Source organism: Microtetraspora glauca (assembly GCF_040656155.1).
In the GTDB taxonomy this organism is placed as follows: Bacteria; Actinomycetota; Actinomycetes; order Streptosporangiales; family Streptosporangiaceae; genus Microtetraspora; species Microtetraspora glauca.
Genome location: NZ_JBFALK010000008.1, coordinates 52,061 through 69,880 on the forward strand (window position 1 = coordinate 52,061; position 17,820 = coordinate 69,880).

General features: G+C 65.1%; 10 protein-coding genes. All 10 read right to left on the reverse strand.

Features of this window, described 5'->3' with window-relative positions:
• Nucleotides 1-272: 272 nt before the first annotated feature.
• Nucleotides 273-1,808 (reverse strand): trypsin-like serine peptidase, encoded by a 1,536-nt coding sequence (locus tag AB0I59_RS16315; RefSeq protein WP_358133501.1) that lies wholly within the window; start codon nucleotides 1,806-1,808, stop codon nucleotides 273-275.
• 837 nt (nucleotides 1,809-2,645) lie between these two features.
• Nucleotides 2,646-3,890 carry a trypsin-like serine peptidase gene (locus AB0I59_RS16320; protein WP_061255161.1) on the reverse strand — a complete coding sequence of 415 codons (1,245 nt, stop codon included), beginning with the start codon at nucleotides 3,888-3,890 and terminating at the stop codon, nucleotides 2,646-2,648.
• Between the two features lie 527 nt (nucleotides 3,891-4,417).
• Nucleotides 4,418-5,680 carry a trypsin-like serine peptidase gene (locus tag AB0I59_RS16325; protein ID WP_061255160.1) on the reverse strand — a complete coding sequence of 421 codons (1,263 nt, stop codon included), beginning with the start codon at nucleotides 5,678-5,680 and terminating at the stop codon, nucleotides 4,418-4,420.
• Nucleotides 5,681-6,527: 847 nt separating this feature from the next.
• A complete protein-coding gene (locus AB0I59_RS16330) occupies nucleotides 6,528-7,691 on the reverse strand; it encodes a hypothetical protein (RefSeq protein ID WP_061255159.1) in 1,164 nt (387 codons plus the stop codon).
• 582 nt (nucleotides 7,692-8,273) lie between these two features.
• A complete protein-coding gene (locus AB0I59_RS16335; protein WP_358133506.1) occupies nucleotides 8,274-9,533 on the reverse strand; it encodes a trypsin-like serine peptidase in 1,260 nt (419 codons plus the stop codon).
• Nucleotides 9,534-10,180: 647 nt separating this feature from the next.
• Nucleotides 10,181-11,440, reverse strand: a complete 1,260-nt coding sequence (locus AB0I59_RS16340; protein ID WP_358133509.1) for a trypsin-like serine peptidase — start codon at nucleotides 11,438-11,440, stop codon at nucleotides 10,181-10,183.
• Nucleotides 11,441-11,999: 559 nt separating this feature from the next.
• Nucleotides 12,000-13,211 carry a trypsin-like serine peptidase gene (locus AB0I59_RS16345; protein WP_358133512.1) on the reverse strand — a complete coding sequence of 404 codons (1,212 nt, stop codon included), beginning with the start codon at nucleotides 13,209-13,211 and terminating at the stop codon, nucleotides 12,000-12,002.
• 249 nt (nucleotides 13,212-13,460) lie between these two features.
• A complete protein-coding gene (locus AB0I59_RS16350; RefSeq protein WP_061255155.1) occupies nucleotides 13,461-14,633 on the reverse strand; it encodes a trypsin-like serine peptidase in 1,173 nt (390 codons plus the stop codon).
• Between the two features lie 431 nt (nucleotides 14,634-15,064).
• Entirely contained in the window at nucleotides 15,065-16,156 is a 1,092-nt protein-coding gene (locus AB0I59_RS16355) for a trypsin-like serine peptidase (RefSeq protein WP_061255154.1), read from the reverse strand.
• A gap of 517 nt (nucleotides 16,157-16,673) precedes the next feature.
• Complete coding sequence (locus AB0I59_RS16360; protein ID WP_358133517.1) at nucleotides 16,674-17,783, reverse strand: trypsin-like serine peptidase; 1,110 nt, start codon at nucleotides 17,781-17,783, stop codon at nucleotides 16,674-16,676.
• Between the last annotated feature and the right edge of the window lie 37 nt (nucleotides 17,784-17,820).

The following is a 17,820-nucleotide window of genomic DNA, read 5'->3' on the forward strand; positions in this document are numbered from 1 at the left end:
CGTCCCATCCGTCAGGAAAGGGATGGAACGCACCATATGAGGGTGCACTTGGAGTTCACTTGCAAGATCCTGTGCGACCGGCGGGAGCGGAGAGGGACGGGAAAAGGCACAGGGTTCAGTGGATGTCGGAGCCCGCACTTTCACGCGGGCCAAAGGCGCAGGGCCCGGCTGGAGAGCCGGGCCCTGCGCGTGGAGCTGTTTGCCCTTGGAGTACATCCCTTTACTCCATGATCATGTCCCGCGGTGCGGGATCGGCGTCGTGCGCCGAACGATCAGACGATCTTGCCGGACCAGAGGTTGGCGGCGTGCTTGTAGACGTCGTAGAGCTCGCCGTCGAAGTACGGGGAGAAGCTGGTGTCGAAGCGGTTGTTGCCGTCGGTGTCGGCGACGCCGATGGTCACACCGTTCAGGTAGCCCAGACGGCGGCTGTTGTTGTAGTTCACCAGCCAGGAGGAGCCGATGGAGCCCTCGCCGGTGAACGACGACTTGGTGCCGAGCAGTTCCTCGCCCTTGATGGCGGGCACCTGGACGCCGAAGGTCTTGCCGTAGCTCCACTTGAGGGTCTTGCCGGTGTAGGCGTGGTTGCCGTCGAGGTGGGCGCCGCTCGGGTAGCCGAACACGAAGACGGGCTTGCCGACCTTCTGGTTGTAGGCCAGACCCTGGCCACCGACGTTGTCGCCCAGGCGGCCGACGCTCTTGAGGCCGATGGAGAAGACCTTCGCGGTGACCCTGTAGTCCAGGTCGTAGTTCACCCAGAACTTGCGCGTGGTGTAGGTGGTGCCGCGCTTCAGGAAGAGGATCGTCTCATCCGCGTTCCACGCCCAGGCGCCGTCCCCCGGCCCCGTGCCCTTCTTGCCGGCGGCGGCGGCCGCGTAGGCGCTGTCGAAGTCCGTCTTGAGGATGCTGGTGACGTCCGCGCCGGTTCCGGTCGGCCAGCTGGCCGTGTCGCCGAGCTGGTTGTCCGCCACCCCGGACTCGCTCTTGATCTTGTCCCGGTCGACGAACTCCTTCACCGAGCCCGGGGTGTCGAGCGCGACCTTGGTCGCGGTCTTGAAGGGGGTGACCTTGACGCGTGCCCAGGCGGTGGTCTTGTCCGCCTTGAGCGCGGCCGCGTCCTTCTCGGCCTCGGCCGCGGTCTCGAAGTCCTTCGAGTAGTCCTTGTTGAAGCTCGCGCTCTCGGGCAGGACGCCGTCGAAGACCGTCACGAACGCGAAGTTGCGGTCGCCGTCCTCGTAGACGTCGAAGTCGTAGTGCGTGAAGGCCTGCTTGCCGACGTAGATGCCCCACGGGGTCTTGCCCTCGTAGTAGCCGGGGATGAAGACCCACTTGTCGAGGGTGGCCTTGTTCGACTCGGTGTCATACACGCAGTGCCCGGCGGTCGCGACCAGGTTCCGGTACGCGGCCTGGACCGAGGTGGCGGAGCACCAGTGCGGCTTGTGGTCGGCGCCGATGAAGAACACCTTGCCCGTGGTCTTGGGCAGGTTGACGTTCTTGGACTTGGCGGTCGACTTCTTCTCGTCGCCGATCGCGGGCACGACGCCGGGCTTGCTGTCAGCCGCCGGGCCGCCCTTGGAGACGTGCTTGGCGACGACCTTGGTCTCGACGTTGTACGGCGTGGCGCCGATCAGGTTGGCCCTGGCCTCGCCGAACCAGAAGGCGGCGATCTGCTTGGCGGCCATGTTGGTGTTGGCCAGGACGACGGTCGGGACCGAGTCGTTGGGGACCTGTGCATTGGCGGGGACGGCCAGGCCCGCGGCCAGGAGGCCGCTCGCGGCCACGAGGCCGCCGAAAGCCAGAGTGCGCTTCATTCGGGAAATTCCTTGGTCTGTCGTGGGACGCCCAATGCGTCCCATCCGTCAGGAAAGGGATGAAGCACACCGTAGGTGCGAGCACTTGTAATCCACTTGGGGGCCTGCTCTCGACACCCGCCGAATCCAAGTGACGAATGGAAACACTGAAAAGTGAAGTCCAAGTCAACTCCTTGTGGCCTGGGGGGGCGAATTCCAGCCGGCGGGGGCGACTCGGCCACGCATGGATCGTGAGCGATTTCACAGGTTCGCGGTCGATGCCGCGGTCGTCGGTGAATGGTGTGAGCGCTCGGCGTCGCGCGAATCATCGGTATTGGAATGCCTATTCAGGGGACTCTCCGTCGTTCCGAGGAGGGAGGTCCTGCCCGATGTTCGCCTGTCGGGCCAGGCGATCTGTGTCGAATCGGAGATCGGCGGCGTGTTCGTGGACGTCGTGGGGATCGCCGTCCGAGTGCGGGGAGATGCCGGTGTCGTGGCCGTTGCCGGCCCCGGAGTCGCCGATCAGGCCGTTCGGGGTGCCCGAGGCGCCCCGCCGGGAGCCATGCGGGATGTCGTATTAGTTCACATTCATCCGGGAGGGAGGGGAGGGGGAAGTGAAACCTGTGAGCGGTTACTTGTGATCCGCTTGACGCCCCTCATCGGGCCTTGTCGGAATCCAGCCGGCGGAAGCGGCACATCGCGCGTCCATGGAATTCGCTCGCGCGTCCAGGCCCGCGCGTACTACTTCGCGGAAAAGCCGTAGGGCCCGGCTGGTGAGCCGGGCCCTACGGGTGAAGCCTGGTGAGTCAGGGTTTGGACCCCTGCCTCGGGAGATCGTCGTGTTTCCGCGAGCGGAGACTAGGCGATCGAGCCGGACCAGAGGTTCTTGGCCGCGCTGTAGACGCCGTACAGCTCACCGTCGAAGTACGGGGAGAGGCTGGTGTCGATGCGCTTGTTGCCGTCACGGTCGGCCACCGCGATGGTGACACCGTTCAGGTAGCCCAGGCGACGGCTGTTGTTGTAGTTGATCAGCCACGCCGAGCCGAGCGAGCCCTCGCCGGTGAAGGAGGACTTGACACCCTGCAGTTCGTCGCCCTTGATGGAGGGCGCGGTGGCGGCGAAGGTCTTGCCGTAGCTCCACTTGAGGGTCTTGCCGGAGTAGGCGTAGTTGCCGTCCGGGTGCGACCCGCTCGGGTAGCCGAAGACGAAGACCGGCTTGCCGAGCTTCTGGTTGTAGGCCAGACCCTGCCCGCCGACGTTGGCGCCCAGGGCACCCGCGTCCTCGAACTTCCAGACGAAGTAGTGCCAGACACCCTTGTTGTCCTTGACGGCGTGGACGTCACCGATGAAGGTGTCCCAACCCTTGTACTGGTCGTAGACCTCCTTGGTGACCTCCTGCCAGCTGCCGACGTTCTCCCAGCCCTCGCCGCCGGTGACGGTGGGCTTGGGCTTGTCGTCGCCGTACGGCACACCGTCGTGCGGCGCCTTGAGGCCGTTGTAGACCGTGACGAACGCGTAGTCGCGGTCGGCGTCCTCGTAGACGTCGTAGTCGTAGTGCGTGAAGGCCTGCTTGCCGACGTAGATGCCCCACGGGGTCTTGCCCTGGTAGTAACCCGGGACGAACACCCAGTAGTCCATCGTGGCCTTGTTGGACTCGGTGTCGTACACGCAGTGACCGGCCGTGGCGACCAGGTTCTTGTACGCGGACTGGACCGAGGTCGCGGTGCACCAGTGCGGCTTGTCGTCGCTGGCGACGAAGAACACCTTGCCCGTGGTCTTGGGCAGGTTGACGTTCTTCGACTTGGCGGTGGTCTTCTTCTCGTCACCGATCGCCGGGACGACACCGGGCTTGGTGTCCGCGGCGGGACCACCGGTCGAGACGTGCTTGGCCGGGACCGTGGTCTCGACGTTGTACGGCGTGGCGCCGATCAGGTTCGCCGCGTGCTCGGCGTACCAGTAGCCCACGATGTTCTTCGCCGCGATGCCGGTGGAGGCGAGCGGCTTGCTGGCGACGTCACCCGACGCCTGGGCCGGAGCGGCCAGGCCGGAGGCCAGGAGGCCAGTGGCGGCGATGACGCCACTGAAAGCGAGAGTGCGCTTCATGGGGGGAACTCCTTGGGCTGTCGTGGAACGCATCTTGCGTCCCATGCGTCAGTAAAGGGATGGCAGGAAACATACAGGCGCGATCTTCCGGCGTGGAAGCGGCTTCGAGAGGTCTTTCCGGCCGTCGCGCGGCGTGACCACTCCGTTATCTTCTGCTGGATGTCGGATCCTTGCTGACCCGATGACATATATGCAGATCAAGAGTGAAGCGACCGCTTTGGCGTAGGCGGGGCGCCGGGAGATGTGATCTTCTGTCGTGTGACCTAAATCACATCATCAACGTGGCACCGGATCCGGGTCGGCTACGTCTAAGGCGGCACGCATGGCGAAGGCCCCGGGGCGTCGCCCCGGGGCCTTCGGTTGTCCTGGATCATACAAGGGGATGGACGGCGCGCCCGTCCATCCGCCGCGTCATCTCCAGAACTGGCACAGGGCCCGACTGGAGAGCCGGACCCTGTGTGAGTTGAGCGGCCGAGTCAGGGTGTGGACCCCCTCCTCGTGACCATCTCGTTCCCGCAGGCCGGGAACTAGGCGATCGAGCCGGACCAGAGGTTCTTGGCCGCGCTGTAGACGCCGTAGGTCTCACCGTCGAAGTACGGGGAGAGGCTGGTGTCGATGCGCTTGTTGCCGTCACGGTCGGCCACCGCGATGGTGACACCGTTCAGGTAGCCCAGGCGACGGCTGTTGTTGTAGCCGATCAGCCACGCGGAGCCGAGCGAGCCCTCACCGGTGAAGGAGGACTTGACACCCTGCAGCTCCTCGCCCTTGATGGAGGGCGCGGTCGCCGCGAAAGGCTTGCCGTAGCTCCACTTGAGGGTCTTGCCGGAGAAGGCGTAGTTGCCGTCCGGGTGCGACCCGCTCGGGTAGCCGAACACGAAGACCGGCTTGCTGCCGAGCTTCTGGTTGTAGGCCAGGCCCTGGCCGCCGACGTTGTCACCCAGGCGACCGGCGTCGACGAACTTGATCGCCCAGTACTCCGCGGGCTTGCCCTCGGATGCGGGGATCGTCCCGTACAGCCTGTTCTCGGCCTTCGGGGCGGCGGCCTTCCACAGCTTGTAGTTGGCCTCGCTGATCTTCTGAACGCCGACGTACTGCTCGACGAGCTTGCTGAGCTCGACCCACTTCTGCTGCTTGGCGAGGCTCTCGAAGTCGTCGAAGCCACCGGCCGGGAACTTGACACCGTTGTAGACGGTGACGAAGGCGTAGTCGCGGTCGCCGTCCTCGTAGACGTCGTAGTCGTAGTGGGTGAACGCCTGCTTACCCACGTACACGCCCCACGGGGTCTTGCCCTGGTAGTAGCCGGGGACGAAGACCCAGTTGTCGAGCGTGGCCTTGTTCGACTCGGTGTCGTACACGCAGTGACCGGCCGTGGCGACCAGGTTCCGGTAGGAAGCCTGCACCGAGGTGGCCGAGCACCAGCGCGGGGCGCCCTTGGCGTCGGTGAAGAAGACCTTGCCGGTGGTCTTGGGCAGGTTCACGTTCTTCGACTTGGCGGTCGACTTCTTCTCGTCGCCAATGGCCGGGACGACGCCGGGCTTGCTGTCAGCCGACGGTCCGCCAGTCGAGACGTGCTTGGCCGAGACCTGGGTCTCGACCGCGTACGGGGTGGCCTGGATCAGGTTGGCGGCCTTCTCCCCGAACCAGAACGCCGCGATGTTCTGGGCGGCGATGGGGCTGCCGGCCAGGGTGTCGCTGGCGACGTCGCCGGCGGCCTGGGCCGGGGCGGCCAGACCAGCGGCGAGCAGGCCGGCGGTGGCGACGAGGCCACCGAAGGCGAGAGTGCGCTTCATGAGGGAACTCCTTGGGCTGTCGTGGGGCGCTCTTGCGTCCCATGCGTCAGTAAAGGGATGACCGGAAACATACAGGCGCGATCTTGCGAGGGGGAAGCCGTCGGATGGCCGGGGGCCGTCGAGAGCGCCGCGGAGATGTTTCCGTGACCTTGTGTTCGAGTCGGCGCGACGTGGTGGCGTGGTCCGCATCTCCGCAGATCAACCGCGCGATCGAGCGGGAGATCGCCGCGGCGAAGTTGTTACATCCGAAAGACCCTGAAAAACAGCTGTGTGATGTAAAACACATTTCAGACATGGCACCGATATGGGTCCTGTCGCGTCTAACGCGCCTTCGAACGCACGAAGGCCCCGGCGCGGTGCGCCGGGGCCTTCAGTCGATCGGGAGCATACACAGCCGCCGGATGTGATCGCAGGGCGGCATTACGGCTGCTGGCCGCCCATTTAGGCCTGTCCCAAATGGGCGGAAGGCTGCGGGATCCTGCGGCGAGGACGTCGGTGATCGGCCCTCCGCGGGCTCGATTCGGCCATGGAGTGCCGGAAATATAGCTCTATATCCGCTTCTCGTCTCCGGAAGGGGAGCAGGACGGGTCCCCGAAGGGAGGGGGAGCGGAGGGGCGGGGCAGGGGCGGGTACAGCCGTGGTTCCCGTTCGTGAGCGCCACGGGCCCTGTTCGCCGCCTCGCTCGTCCCCGGAATCGAACAGGGGTGCCCTGGCGAAACGAAAAGGGCCCGGCTGGAGAGCCGGGCCCTTCGATGAAGCATGGTGAGTCAGGGTTTGGACCCCTTCCTCAGCGAGCCAAGGTTTGGACCCCTGCCTCGGGAGATCGTGTCGTTTCCGCGAGCGGAGACTAGACGATCGAGCCGGACCAGAGGTTCTTGGCCGCGGAGTAGACGCCGAACAGCTCACCGTCGAAGTACGGCGAGAAGCTGGTGTCGTAACGGTTGTTGCCGTCGGTGTCGGAGACGCCGATGGTCACACCGTTCAGGTAGCCGATGCGACGGTTGCTGCTGTAGCCCGCCAGCCAGGAGGAGCCGAGCGAGCCCTCACCGGTGAAGGAGGACTTGGTGCCGACGAGCTCCTCGCCCTTGATGGCCGGGGCCTGGACCGCGAAGGTCTTGCCGTAGGTCCACTTGAGCGTGTGGCCGGAGTAGGCCTGGTTGCCGTCGGGGTGCTGGCCGCTCGGGTAGCCGAACACGTAGACCGGCTTGCTGCCGACCTTCTGGTTGTAGGTCAGACCCTGGCCACCGACGTTGGCGCCAAGGGCACCGGCGTCGACGAACGCGCGGACGTAGTACTTACCGTCCTCGACGGGGAGCCGGAGCCACTTGTTGGCCTGGTCGTACTCCGCCTTGCTGACTTCCTTCTTGCCGATCTCCGGGTTGCCGTTCAGCGCCTTGATGCCGTTGTAGACGGTCACGAAGGCGTAGTTACGGTCGGCGTCCTCGTAGACGTCGAAGTCGTAGTGGGTGAAGGCCTGCTTGCCGACGTAGATGCCCCACGGGGTCTTGCCCTGGTAGTAACCCGGGATGAAGACCCAGTAGTCCAGCGTGGCGGCGTTGGACTCGGTGTCGTAGACGCAGCTACCCGCGGTCGCGACCAGGTTCTTGTACGCGGACTGGATCGAGGTCGCGGTGCACCAGTGGGCCTTCTTGTCCGCACCGATGAAGAACACCTTGCCCGTGGTCTTGGGCAGGTTCACGTTCTTCGACTTGCCGGTCGACTTCGCCTCGTCGCCGATCGCGGGTACGACGCCGGGCTTGCTGTCGGGAGCCGGGCCGCCCTTGGAGACGTGCTTGGCGACGACCTTGGTCTCGACGTTGTACGGCGTGGCGCCCTTCAGCGCGGCCATGTTCTCCGCGTACCAGAAGGCCAGGATGTTCTTGGCGGCGATCTTGGTCGTGGCGAGCGGCTTGCTGGCGACGTCGCCGGCGGCCTGGGCCGGGGCGGAGAGGCCGGCGGCCAGGAGGCCGGCGGTGGCGACGAGGCCACCGAAGGCGAGAGTGCGCTTCATTGGGGTTCTCCTTGGGCTGTCGTGAGACGCGTTCGCGTCCCAGACGTCAGTAAAGGGATGGCCAAAACATACAGCGCGATCTTGTCCCGAAAAGCACCTTGATCGACGGTCTCGCGACGCGCGCGGCCGCGAGACCTTCCTGTTATACAAATGACTCCGAGAAAGGGAATCTGTCAGGTCGGATCCGGGCTCGTTTTTGCTGCTCCCCGCCCTGTCGGTGGATTTCCATGATGTGGCCGCGCGGGTGCCAGCCGGATCGAGACCCTTTGTTATTGTGATGCGGATCACATGAAATACACGGCACCGTATCGGCGCGACTCACGTCTAAGCGGCCTCTTCCGGTCGTCGAGCATCACCGTTTCGGTGACGGACCGATTACGTCGCGCTGCTGTAATGTGTCGCGATGCGGCGTTCAGCGAGTGAGCGCGCCTACCGCGGGCCGAGTGAAATTGCCGCGGAGTCGTTCCACGCGCCGCGTCATGGAACGGTCCGTCATGGAACGGCAAGCTCTGAAACCGCCCAAGCTCTGAAACGCCAAAAAGGCCCGGCTGGCAGCCGGGCCTTTCTGAACTAACTGACGAACTAGCTCGCCGAGGACGATGACGCGGTCGGGTGCGGCAGAGCGGGCGACTCGAACGGAACCGCGATCGAGCCGGACCAGAGGTTCTTGGCCGCGGAGTAGACGCCGTACAGCTCGCCGTCGAAGTACGGCGAGAAGCTGGTGTCGAAGCGGTTGTTGCCGTCGGTGTCGGAGACGCCGATGGTCACACCGTTCAGGTAGCCCAGACGGCGGCCGTTGTTGTAGTTCACCAGCCAGGAGGAGCCGAGGGCGCCCTCACCGGTGAACGACGACTTGGTGCCGATGAGCTCCTCGCCCTTGATGGCCGGGGCCTGGACCGCGAAGGTCTTGCCGTAGGTCCACTTGAGGGTCTTGCCGGAGTAGGCGTAGTTGCCGTCGAGGTGGGCGCCGCTCGGGTAGCCGAACACGAAGACCGGCTTGCCGACCTTCTGGTTGTAGGCCAGACCCTGCCCACCGACGTTGTCGCCCAGGCGACCGGCGTCGACGAACGCCCACACCCAGTACCTGCCGCCCTCCTGGTGGCAGAGGTCCGACTCGTCACGGAACCTCTTCGGGAACTGCTCCCAGGTGGCCTTGGAGACTTCCTTCCACTCACCCGGGTTGCCGCCCTTGGTGAAGGGGCGGACGACGCCGTCGTGGTTGAACTGGAGGCCGTTGTACACCGTGACGAAGGCGAAGTTGCGGTCGCCGTCCTCGTAGACGTCGAAGTCGTAGTGCGTGAAGGCCTGCTTGCCGACGTAGATGCCCCACGGGGTCTTGCCCTCGTAGTAACCGGGGATGAAGACCCAGTTCTCCATGGTGGTGGCGTTGGACTCGGTGTCGTAGACACAGTGTCCGGCCGTGGCCACGAGGTTCCGGTACGCGGCCTGGACCGAGGTGGCGGAGCACCAGTGGTTCTTGCCGTCGGCGCCCTTGAAGAACACCTTGCCCGTGGTCTTGGGCAGGTTGACGTTCTTCGACTTGGCGACGGCCTTCTTCTCGTCACCGATCGCCGGCACGACACCGGGCTTGCTGTCCGGAGCCGGACCGCCCTTGGAGACGTGCTTGGCGACGACCTTGGTCTCGACGTTGTACGGCGTGGCGCCGATCAGGTTGGCGGCCTTGTTGGCCTTCCAGTAGCCGGCGACCGCGTAGGCGGCGATGCCGTTGGTGGCCAGGCCGTCGCTGGCGACGTCACCGGCGGCCTGAGCCGGCACGGAGAGGCCAGCGGCCAGCAGGCCGGCAGTGGCGACGAGGCCGCCAAAAGCCAGAGTGCGCTTCATGGGGGAACTCCTTGGTCTGTCGTGGGACGCCTCTTGCGTCCCATGCGTCAGTAAAGGGATGCGTGAAATATAGCGCAGATGATCGTCTTTAAGAAAGAGATAAGGGGCCGTTCTCGGCCTTCGAGCGACCTTTCTTGAGGGCTTACACGGCGAAAGTCCGGCTGTCGTCCCACGGTCAACTCGCGGGACATCGAATTTCCGCAGCTAGCTGCCTTGAATGGCCCTTCCTCCTGGCTGTGTGAGCCATATGGACAGCCGCTTGCCAGCCTATTCTGTGAGGTAGATCACATCATGATCGGCGCCATTGTCCCGGCGATACCAACAGGCCGATGGGGCGGTTATCCGGCAGCGTCGTTCCACTGCCGATATCGGTTTACCGGCGCGACAGGAAATTTTGAAGAAAAGCGAGCGGGGTCGAGATAGGCCGGTCGGGACCTCGCTTGTGGTTGACACCGTTTCCCCGGGTCGGTCAGACCGTCGGCCGGCATTCGAGAGCCACACCAAAAGGTCATAGAAAAGCGAAAGGGCCCGGCTGGAGAGCCGGGCCCTTCGATGAAGCATGGTGAGTCAGGGTTTGGACCCCTTCCTCAGCGAGTCAGGGTTTGGACCCCTGCCTCGGGAGATCGTGTCGTTTCCGCGAGCGGAGACTAGGCGATCGAGCCGGACCAGAGGTTCTTGGCCGCGGAGTAGACGCCGTACAGCTCACCGTCGAAGTACGGCGAGAAGCTGGTGTCGTAACGGTTGTTGCCGTCGGTGTCGGAGACGCCGATGGTCACACCGTTCAGGTAGCCCAGACGGCGGCCGTTGTTGTAGTTCACCAGCCAGGAGGAACCGATGGAGCCCTCACCGGTGAACGACGACTTGGTGCCGACGAGCTCCTCGCCCTTGATGGCCGGGGCCTGGACCGCGAAGGTCTTGCCGTAGCTCCACTTGAGGGTCTTGCCGGAGTAGGCCTGGTTGCCGTCGAGGTGCTTGCCGCTCGGGTAGCCGAACACGAAGACCGGCTTGCCGACCTTCTGGTTGTAGGCCAGACCCTGCCCACCGACGTTGGCACCCAGGGCGCCCGCGTCCTGGAACTTCCAGACGTAGTACTTGCCGTCCTTGGCGTAGTGGGGGAGGGCGTCCTCGTCGTGGTACGCCAGGAAGGTGGCCTTGTCGACCTCCTGGAACCAGGCGTAGGACTTGAGCTCGTCCCACTTGCCGGCCTTGATCAGGTCCCAGATGCCGGAGAAGCCGTCGTGCGGCATCTTCAGGCCGTTGTAGACCGTCACGAACGCGTAGTTGCGGTCGGCGTCCTCGTAGACGTCGTAGTCGTAGTGCGTGAACGCCTGCTTGCCGACGTAGATGCCCCACGGCATCTTGCCCTGGTAGTAGCCGGGGATGAAGACCCAGTTGTCCAGGGTGGCCTTGTTGTCGTCCGTGTTGTAGACGCAGCTACCCGCGGTGGCGACCAGGTTCTTGTAGGTCGACTGGATCGAGGTGGCGGTGCACCAGTGCGGGTTCACGGCCTTGGGGAACCGGTGGCCCCGCTCGTTCTTCTCCCACACGAAGTCGTCGGCGAAGAACACCTTGCCCGTGGTCTTGGGCAGGTTGACGTTCTTCGACTTGGCGACGACCTTCTTCTCGTCACCGATCGCCGGCACGACACCCGGCTTGCTGTCCGCCGCCGGCCCGCCCTTGGAGACGTGCTTGGCGACGACCTTGGTCTCGACGTTGTACGGCGTCGCGTTGATCAGGTTGGCGGCGTTCTCCGCGAACCACAGCGCGGCGATGTTCTTGGCGTTGATGCCGGTGGCGGCCAGCGGCTTGCTGGCGACGTCACCGGAGGCCTGGGCCGGGGCGGAGAGGCCGGCGGCCAGGAGGCCGGCGGTGGCGACGAGGCCACCGAAGGCGAGAGTGCGCTTCAAGGGAAACTCCTTGGGCTGTCGTGGAACGCATCTTGCGTCCCATGCGTCAGTAAAGGGATGAGACGCACCATACAGTCGGCCGGGTCACCCTAAGAACGGAATAAGTGGCCTATTTCGCGGCAACACGGACCGACTAGATGATCTTGCTGTGCGACGATTTCCGCGGCCCGGTCCGAGGGACGGCATCGTCGCAGCTAGATGATCGTGCGCCCCTTCTTGTCGCGCCATGTCTTCTTTTTTCACACCCTCAGTCATGTCCGCAGATGTGACATAAATCACACAGGATGTGTTCAGGGGCGGCCCCCTCGTTGCCGTTCCAGGCGAGCCTCGTGACCCACCGTCAACCCGCCGACCTGCGGATTCTGTTGATCATCCTGACCTGGCGGTGTCATGGAGCGGACGTTCAGGTTTGCCAGGCTCCCCTCAGTCCCATATGCGACAAAGTCCCCCTAAATCGGGCACTGACGTTTATCGATCGGGTGAGGTTTACCGCGAGATCTTTAAAAATGATGAGAAAAGGGCCCGGCTCATCGAGCCGGGCCCTTCTCTCGTTCAGGTGTTACGCGATGCTGCCGGACCAGAGGTTGGCGGCGTGCTTGTAGATGTCGTAGAGCTCGCCGTCGAAGTACGCCGACAGGCTGGTGTCGATCCGGTTGTTGCCGTCCGTGTCCGACACCGCCATCGTGAGGCCGTTGAGGTAGCCCAGTCGGCGGATGTTGCTGTACTGGTACAGCCAGGCGGAGCCGGACGCGCCCTCGCCGGTGAAGGAGGACTTGACGCCGATCAGCTCCTCGGCCTTGAGGTCGGACGCCGTCGCCCCGAAGGTCGCCCCGTAGCTCCACTTGAGGGTCTTGCCGGTGTAGGCGTGGTTGCCGTCCGGGTGCGACCCGCTCGGGTAGCCGAAGACGTAGACCTTCTTCCCCTTCTTCTGGTTGTACGCGAGGCCCTGGCCGCCGACGTTGTCACCGAGACGCCCGGCGTCGACGAACTTCCAGATGAAGTACTCGTCGTCCGCCGTCCCGGCGCCGTGCGGCAGGAACTTCGTGAACTGGTTGATCGCGGGGGTGTAGGTGCCGTAGTCGCGGTACTTCAGGTACTCCGCCTTGGAGACCTTCTTCCAATCGCCGTAGATCGCGTCGCCGTTCTGGGTGCCCTTGAGGCCGTTGTAGACGGTGACGAAGGCGTAGTCGCGGTCGAAATCCTCGTACACGTCGAAGTCGTAGTGCGTGAACGCCTGCTTGCCGACGTAGATGCCCCACGGCGTCTTGCCCTGGTAGTAGCCGGGCACGAAGATCCAGTACTTCAGCGTGGCCTTGTTGGATTCGGTGTCGTAGACGCAGTGGCCGGCCGTGGCGACCAGGTTGCGGTACTTCGCCTGGAGCGACGTGGCGGAGCACCAGTGCGGCTTGCCGTCAGCGCCGAGGAAGAACACCTTGCCCGTGGTCTTGGGCAGGTTCACGTTCTTCGACGTGCCGGATCCGCCGTTGCCGGTCGGTGCGACGGTGCCCGGCTTGCCGTCGGCGGCGGGGCCGCCCTTGGAGACGTGCTTGGCGACCACCTGGGTCTCCACGTCGTACGGCGTGGCGCCGATCAGGTTGGCCTTGTGCTGCGCGTACCAGAACGCGGCCACGTTCCAGGCGGCGATGCCGCTGCCGGCGAGGGGGTCGGAGGCGGTGTCGGGGGCTGCGGACGCGGGGGCCGGGGCGGCCAGCGCCGCTCCGAGGAGGCCGGCGACGCAGGGGAGGGCGAGGAGGGTGATTCGGGACCTCATGGAAGAACTCCTTGAGTCTGGAGAGGGTGCCCGGTGAAAGTAGGCGCTCCTGCTTTCAGGCCGCTTGCAGGGGGCTTTCCTCCCAGGTCGCCGGTATCCACCCTTTTCTGGCTCGCTGCACCTTTCATGGCATATAGCGTCATTTACGGCAAGGCGCGCCGCACGCGCCGCCCCTTCCTCCTCGCGCGGACGCCGTGCGCACGCGAAAGGGCCCAGCTCATCGAGCCGGGCCCTTCCCTTGTTCAGGTGTTACGCGATGCTGCCGGACCAGACGTTCGCCGCGGCCTTGTAGATGCCGTACAGCTCGCCGTCGAAGTACGGTGAGACGCTGGTGTCGATCCGGTTGTTGCCGTCGGTGTCCGCGACGCCGCTGGTGACGCCGTTCAGGTAACCGATGCGGCGGGCGTTGCTGTAGTTGAGCAGCCAGGACGAACCGGAGGAGCCCTCGCCGGTGAAGGAGGACTTCACGCCGACCAGTTCCTCGGCCTTCACCGAGGGGGCCTTGGCGGCGAAGGTCTTGCCGTAGCTCCACTTGAGGGTCTTGCCGGAGAAGGCGTAGTTGCCGTCCGGGTGCGAGCCGCTCGGGTAGCCGAAGACGTAGACGTACTTGCCGAGCTTCTGGTTGTAGGCCAGGCCCTGCCCGCCGACGTTCTCGCCGAGGCGGCCGACGTCGGTGAACTTGACGACGTAGTACTTGCCGCCCTTCGACTTGCGGATGTACTGGCTGTACTTGTCGTAGGTGGCCTTGTTGACCTCCTGCCAGTTCCACTCCGCGGCGTCGAACCAGCTGGTGCCCGAGCCGGCCTTGATGCCGTTGTAGACGGTGACGAACGCGTAATCGCGGTCACCGTCCTCGTACACGTCGAAGTCGTAGTGCGTGAACGCCTGCTTGCCGACGTAGATGCCCCACGGCGCCTTGCCCTGGTAGTAGCCGGGGATGAACACCCAGCGGTCGAGGGTGGCCTTGTTCGACTCCGTGTCGTACACGCAGTGGCCGGCCGTGGCGACCAGGTTGCGGTACTTCGCCTGGAGCGACGTGGCGGTGCACCAGTGGGGCCTGCCGTCGGAGCCGGTGAAGAAGACCTTGCCGGTCGTCTTGGGCAGGTTCACGTTCTTGGACCTGCCGGAGCCGCCGTTGCCGGTCGGCGCGACCGTGCCCGGCTTGCTGTCGGGGGAAGGCCCGCCCTTGGAGATGTGCTTCGCCACGATCTGCGTCTCGTACGGCGACGCGTTGACCAGGTTGGCCGCCTTCTGGTTCAGCCAGAAGGCGACGACGTTCTTGGCGGCGATTCCGCTTGCGGCCAGCGGGTCGGTAGCCGTGTCACCAGCGGCCTGCGCGGGTGCCACGAGCGTGCTGCCGATCAGACCGGCGGCAGCGAGACCCCCGAGAGGGAGGACCAGGCGCTTGACTCGGGTGTTCATGGAGCTCCTTGCGCTGTCGATAGACGCGAACGTCCCATCTGTCAGTAAAGGGATGGTCAAAACACTACATGCGAGATCTTGCGGTCTAGGGCCTTGTCGGCGCTGCTTTCTCGCGTCGAGACGCCGTGACTATTTCGTGATTTTCCACAGTTGGTGTCATCTTCGAGATCATTTCGTGATGTATGCGCAGGTGACCGGGCAGCGACGGCCGGTGGTGTCGTACCCGACCGCGAAGATCGCCGGGATAGCTGATGTGATGTAACTCACATAAGTCCCATGGCACCGATTTGCCCATGATCACGTCTAATCCATCCCGAAATGCGACGAAGGCCCAGCCGTCCGGCTGGGCCTTCGAGAGAGCTGGGCCTTCGAGAGAAGGGAAGGCGGAGCCCGGCGGGAAACCGGGCCCCGAGGTGTGAGGCGCGAGGGTCTTAGAAGACGTTGCCCGACCAGCTCGCCGCGGCCTCCGAGTAGACGCTCTTGGTCTCGCCGTCGAAGTACGCCGAGCTCAGGGTGTCGTAGCGGTCGTTGTCGTCGGAGTCGACCACCAGGCTGGTGACGCCGTCGATGTAGCCGGTCCGCTTGGTGTTGCTGTACTTGATCAGCCACGGCCCGCCGTCGGCGCCCCAGGTGAAGGCCGCCTTCAGCGTGATCTGCTCATCGATCTTGAGGGCGCTGCTGACGGGCGTCTTGCCGCTGGTCTTGCCGTAGGCCCACTTGGCGGTGACCCCGGTGTACGGCTTGTTGCCGTCAGGGTGGGCCGACGCCGGGTAGCCGAAGGCGAAGTGCGCGGTGCCGGTCTTCTGGTTCCACGCGAAGCCCTGCGCGCCGACGGTCGAGCCCAGCGAGTAACCGGTGTTGGCGACGCCGGCGGTCTTCGTGGCCGTGCTGTCCAACTCGACGCCGTTGTAGACCGTGACGAACGCGTAGTCGCGGTCGTAGTCCTCGTACACGGAGAAGTCGTAATGCGTGTACGCGGTCTTCCCGACATACAGGCCCCAGGGGGCCTTGCCCTGGTAGTAACCCGGGATGAAGACCCACTTGTCCATGGTCTCGGTGTTCGCGGCCGTGTTGTAGACGCAGTGCCCAGCGGTCGCGACGAGGTTCTTGTACGTGGACACGATCGAGGTGGCCGAGCACCACCGCGGCTTGCCGTCGCCGTCGAGGAAGAACACCTTGCCGATGGTCTTCGGCAGGTTGATGTTCTTCGAGGTGGACGTGGTGGACGACGAGGTCGCTGAGATCGAGCCCGCCGCGGTGCTCGCGGCGGCGCCGCCGGTCGACACCACCTTCTTGACCGAGGCGGAGTCGAGGTTGCCGGACGGGCCGGAGAACTGGGTCGAACGCTTCAGGTTGGCGCCCGAGTCGCCCAGCCAGTAGAGGGCGACGGACTGGGCCTCGGTCGGCTTGACGAGCTTGTCGTGGTGGACGGTGGTGCCCGCCTGCGCCGTGCCGGCCAGCCCGCTGGTGAGGAGCGCGGTGGCGGCGACGGCCGCCCCGCTCAGGGAAAGGATGCGCTTCATGGGGGTTTCTCCTCGCACTGTCGTGAGGCGACTCTCGCGCCTCATGCGTCAGAAAAGGTCGTGAGGAACATATCCGCGCGTCGGAGAAAAGGAGAAGGGCGCTTTTATGGAGCCCTTCGGCAGGCGGTCGGCCGGCTTTCGGGAATTAATGTCTTCTTGTTTTATTTAAAGGATCTTAGATGGAGAAGCCGCAGGCTGGTGGGGTCGTCGCCCGTACCTGCGGCCCTCCCGAACGGAATGTGAACGGAGTTTGTGTGACGCACATCATGCCGTTCGTACGGCACTGGAATGAGGGTGCGGCCGTCTGAAGAGCGCTCCCGGCGGTGTCGCCGGGAAAAGGCTCAGGGAAAGGTCGGGGAAAGGTCGGGGAATCCCGGACGCGAGCCGCCCGGAACCCGCGCGGAGCTCGCACGGAGCCCAGGAGTCGGCGGAGCTCAGGAGCCGGCGGAGCTCAGGAGTCGACAGGCTTGGGAACCAGCGGAGCTCAGGAGCCGACAGGCTTGGGAACCGGCGGAGCTCAGGAGGTGGACTGGCGCGTGGCCTGCAGGTAGACGCGCTGCGTGACCGTGTTGAAGTAGGGCGTGGACACCGCGTCCACCCGCCCGTCCCCGTTCAGGTTCCAGGTCAGGCTGGTCACTCCGTTGATCCAGCCGGTGCGCTTGACGCTGTCGTAGCCGATGACCCAGGGGCCGCCGCTGGCTCCAGAGGTGAACTGGCACCCGGCCAGCCGTACCCCGTGCTCGAGCTGCCAGGTGGGCGCGCTCGCCATCTTCTTCTCGGTCGTGTTCGAGCACGTCTTGACGTCCTGGCCGGTGTACGGCCGGCTTCCGTCGGGGTGGGCGCCCGCGGGATAGCCGAAGACCTGGACCCTCCGGCCGGTGCCCTTGTTCCACGCGAAGTGGAAGGCGCCGACCCTGTCCTCGAGGAGCCCTGCGTCGGCCGAGCGGTACTTCACCTTGCCCGCGTCGGTGTAGGGCTGCCAGGTGAAGCCGCGGTACACGGTGACGAACGCGTAGTCCCGATCGAAGTCGCCCTGCCCCTGGAAGTCCTGGTGCATGTACAGCGTGTGCCCGACGAAGATGCCGGCGCTCGTGTCGCCGTTGGCGTACGACGGAATGAAGATCCAGTTCTCGACGGGCTTGTCCCTGGCGAGGGAGTAGGCGCAGTGCCCGGCGGTCGCGACGAGGTTCTTGTATCCGGAGTGCACCGCGGAGGCGGAGCACCAGTACTCCTTGTCGTCGACCTTGAAGAAGACCTTCCCCACCATCGGTGGCGCGTCCGAGGCCGGTGCGCCCGTCGCGGGGGAGGAGGCCGCGGGGATGGTGGCCGCCGCGCGCCCGGCCTCCGCGGCCGACGTCGTGGCCGTGGCCGAGGGGGACGGCTTGGTCTTCGGCTCGTAGCTGCTCGCCCGCTTGAGCCGGTCCGGGCTCCAGTACGACGCGACCTTGCGCATGTCGACCTGCGTCGCAGCCAGGGCGTACGAGCTGACGTCGCCCTTCAGCATCGTCGGCAGGGCGGCCGTGGTCACGGCGGAGGCGGGCGCCGCGGGCGCCGGAAAGGAGACCATGGCGACCGCGCTCGTCGCGGCAAGGCCGCCGACGAAGCCGAGTGAGAGTCGCCGATGCACCGTCTGCCTTCCTTCATGGGTGGTAAGGGGTGATTTT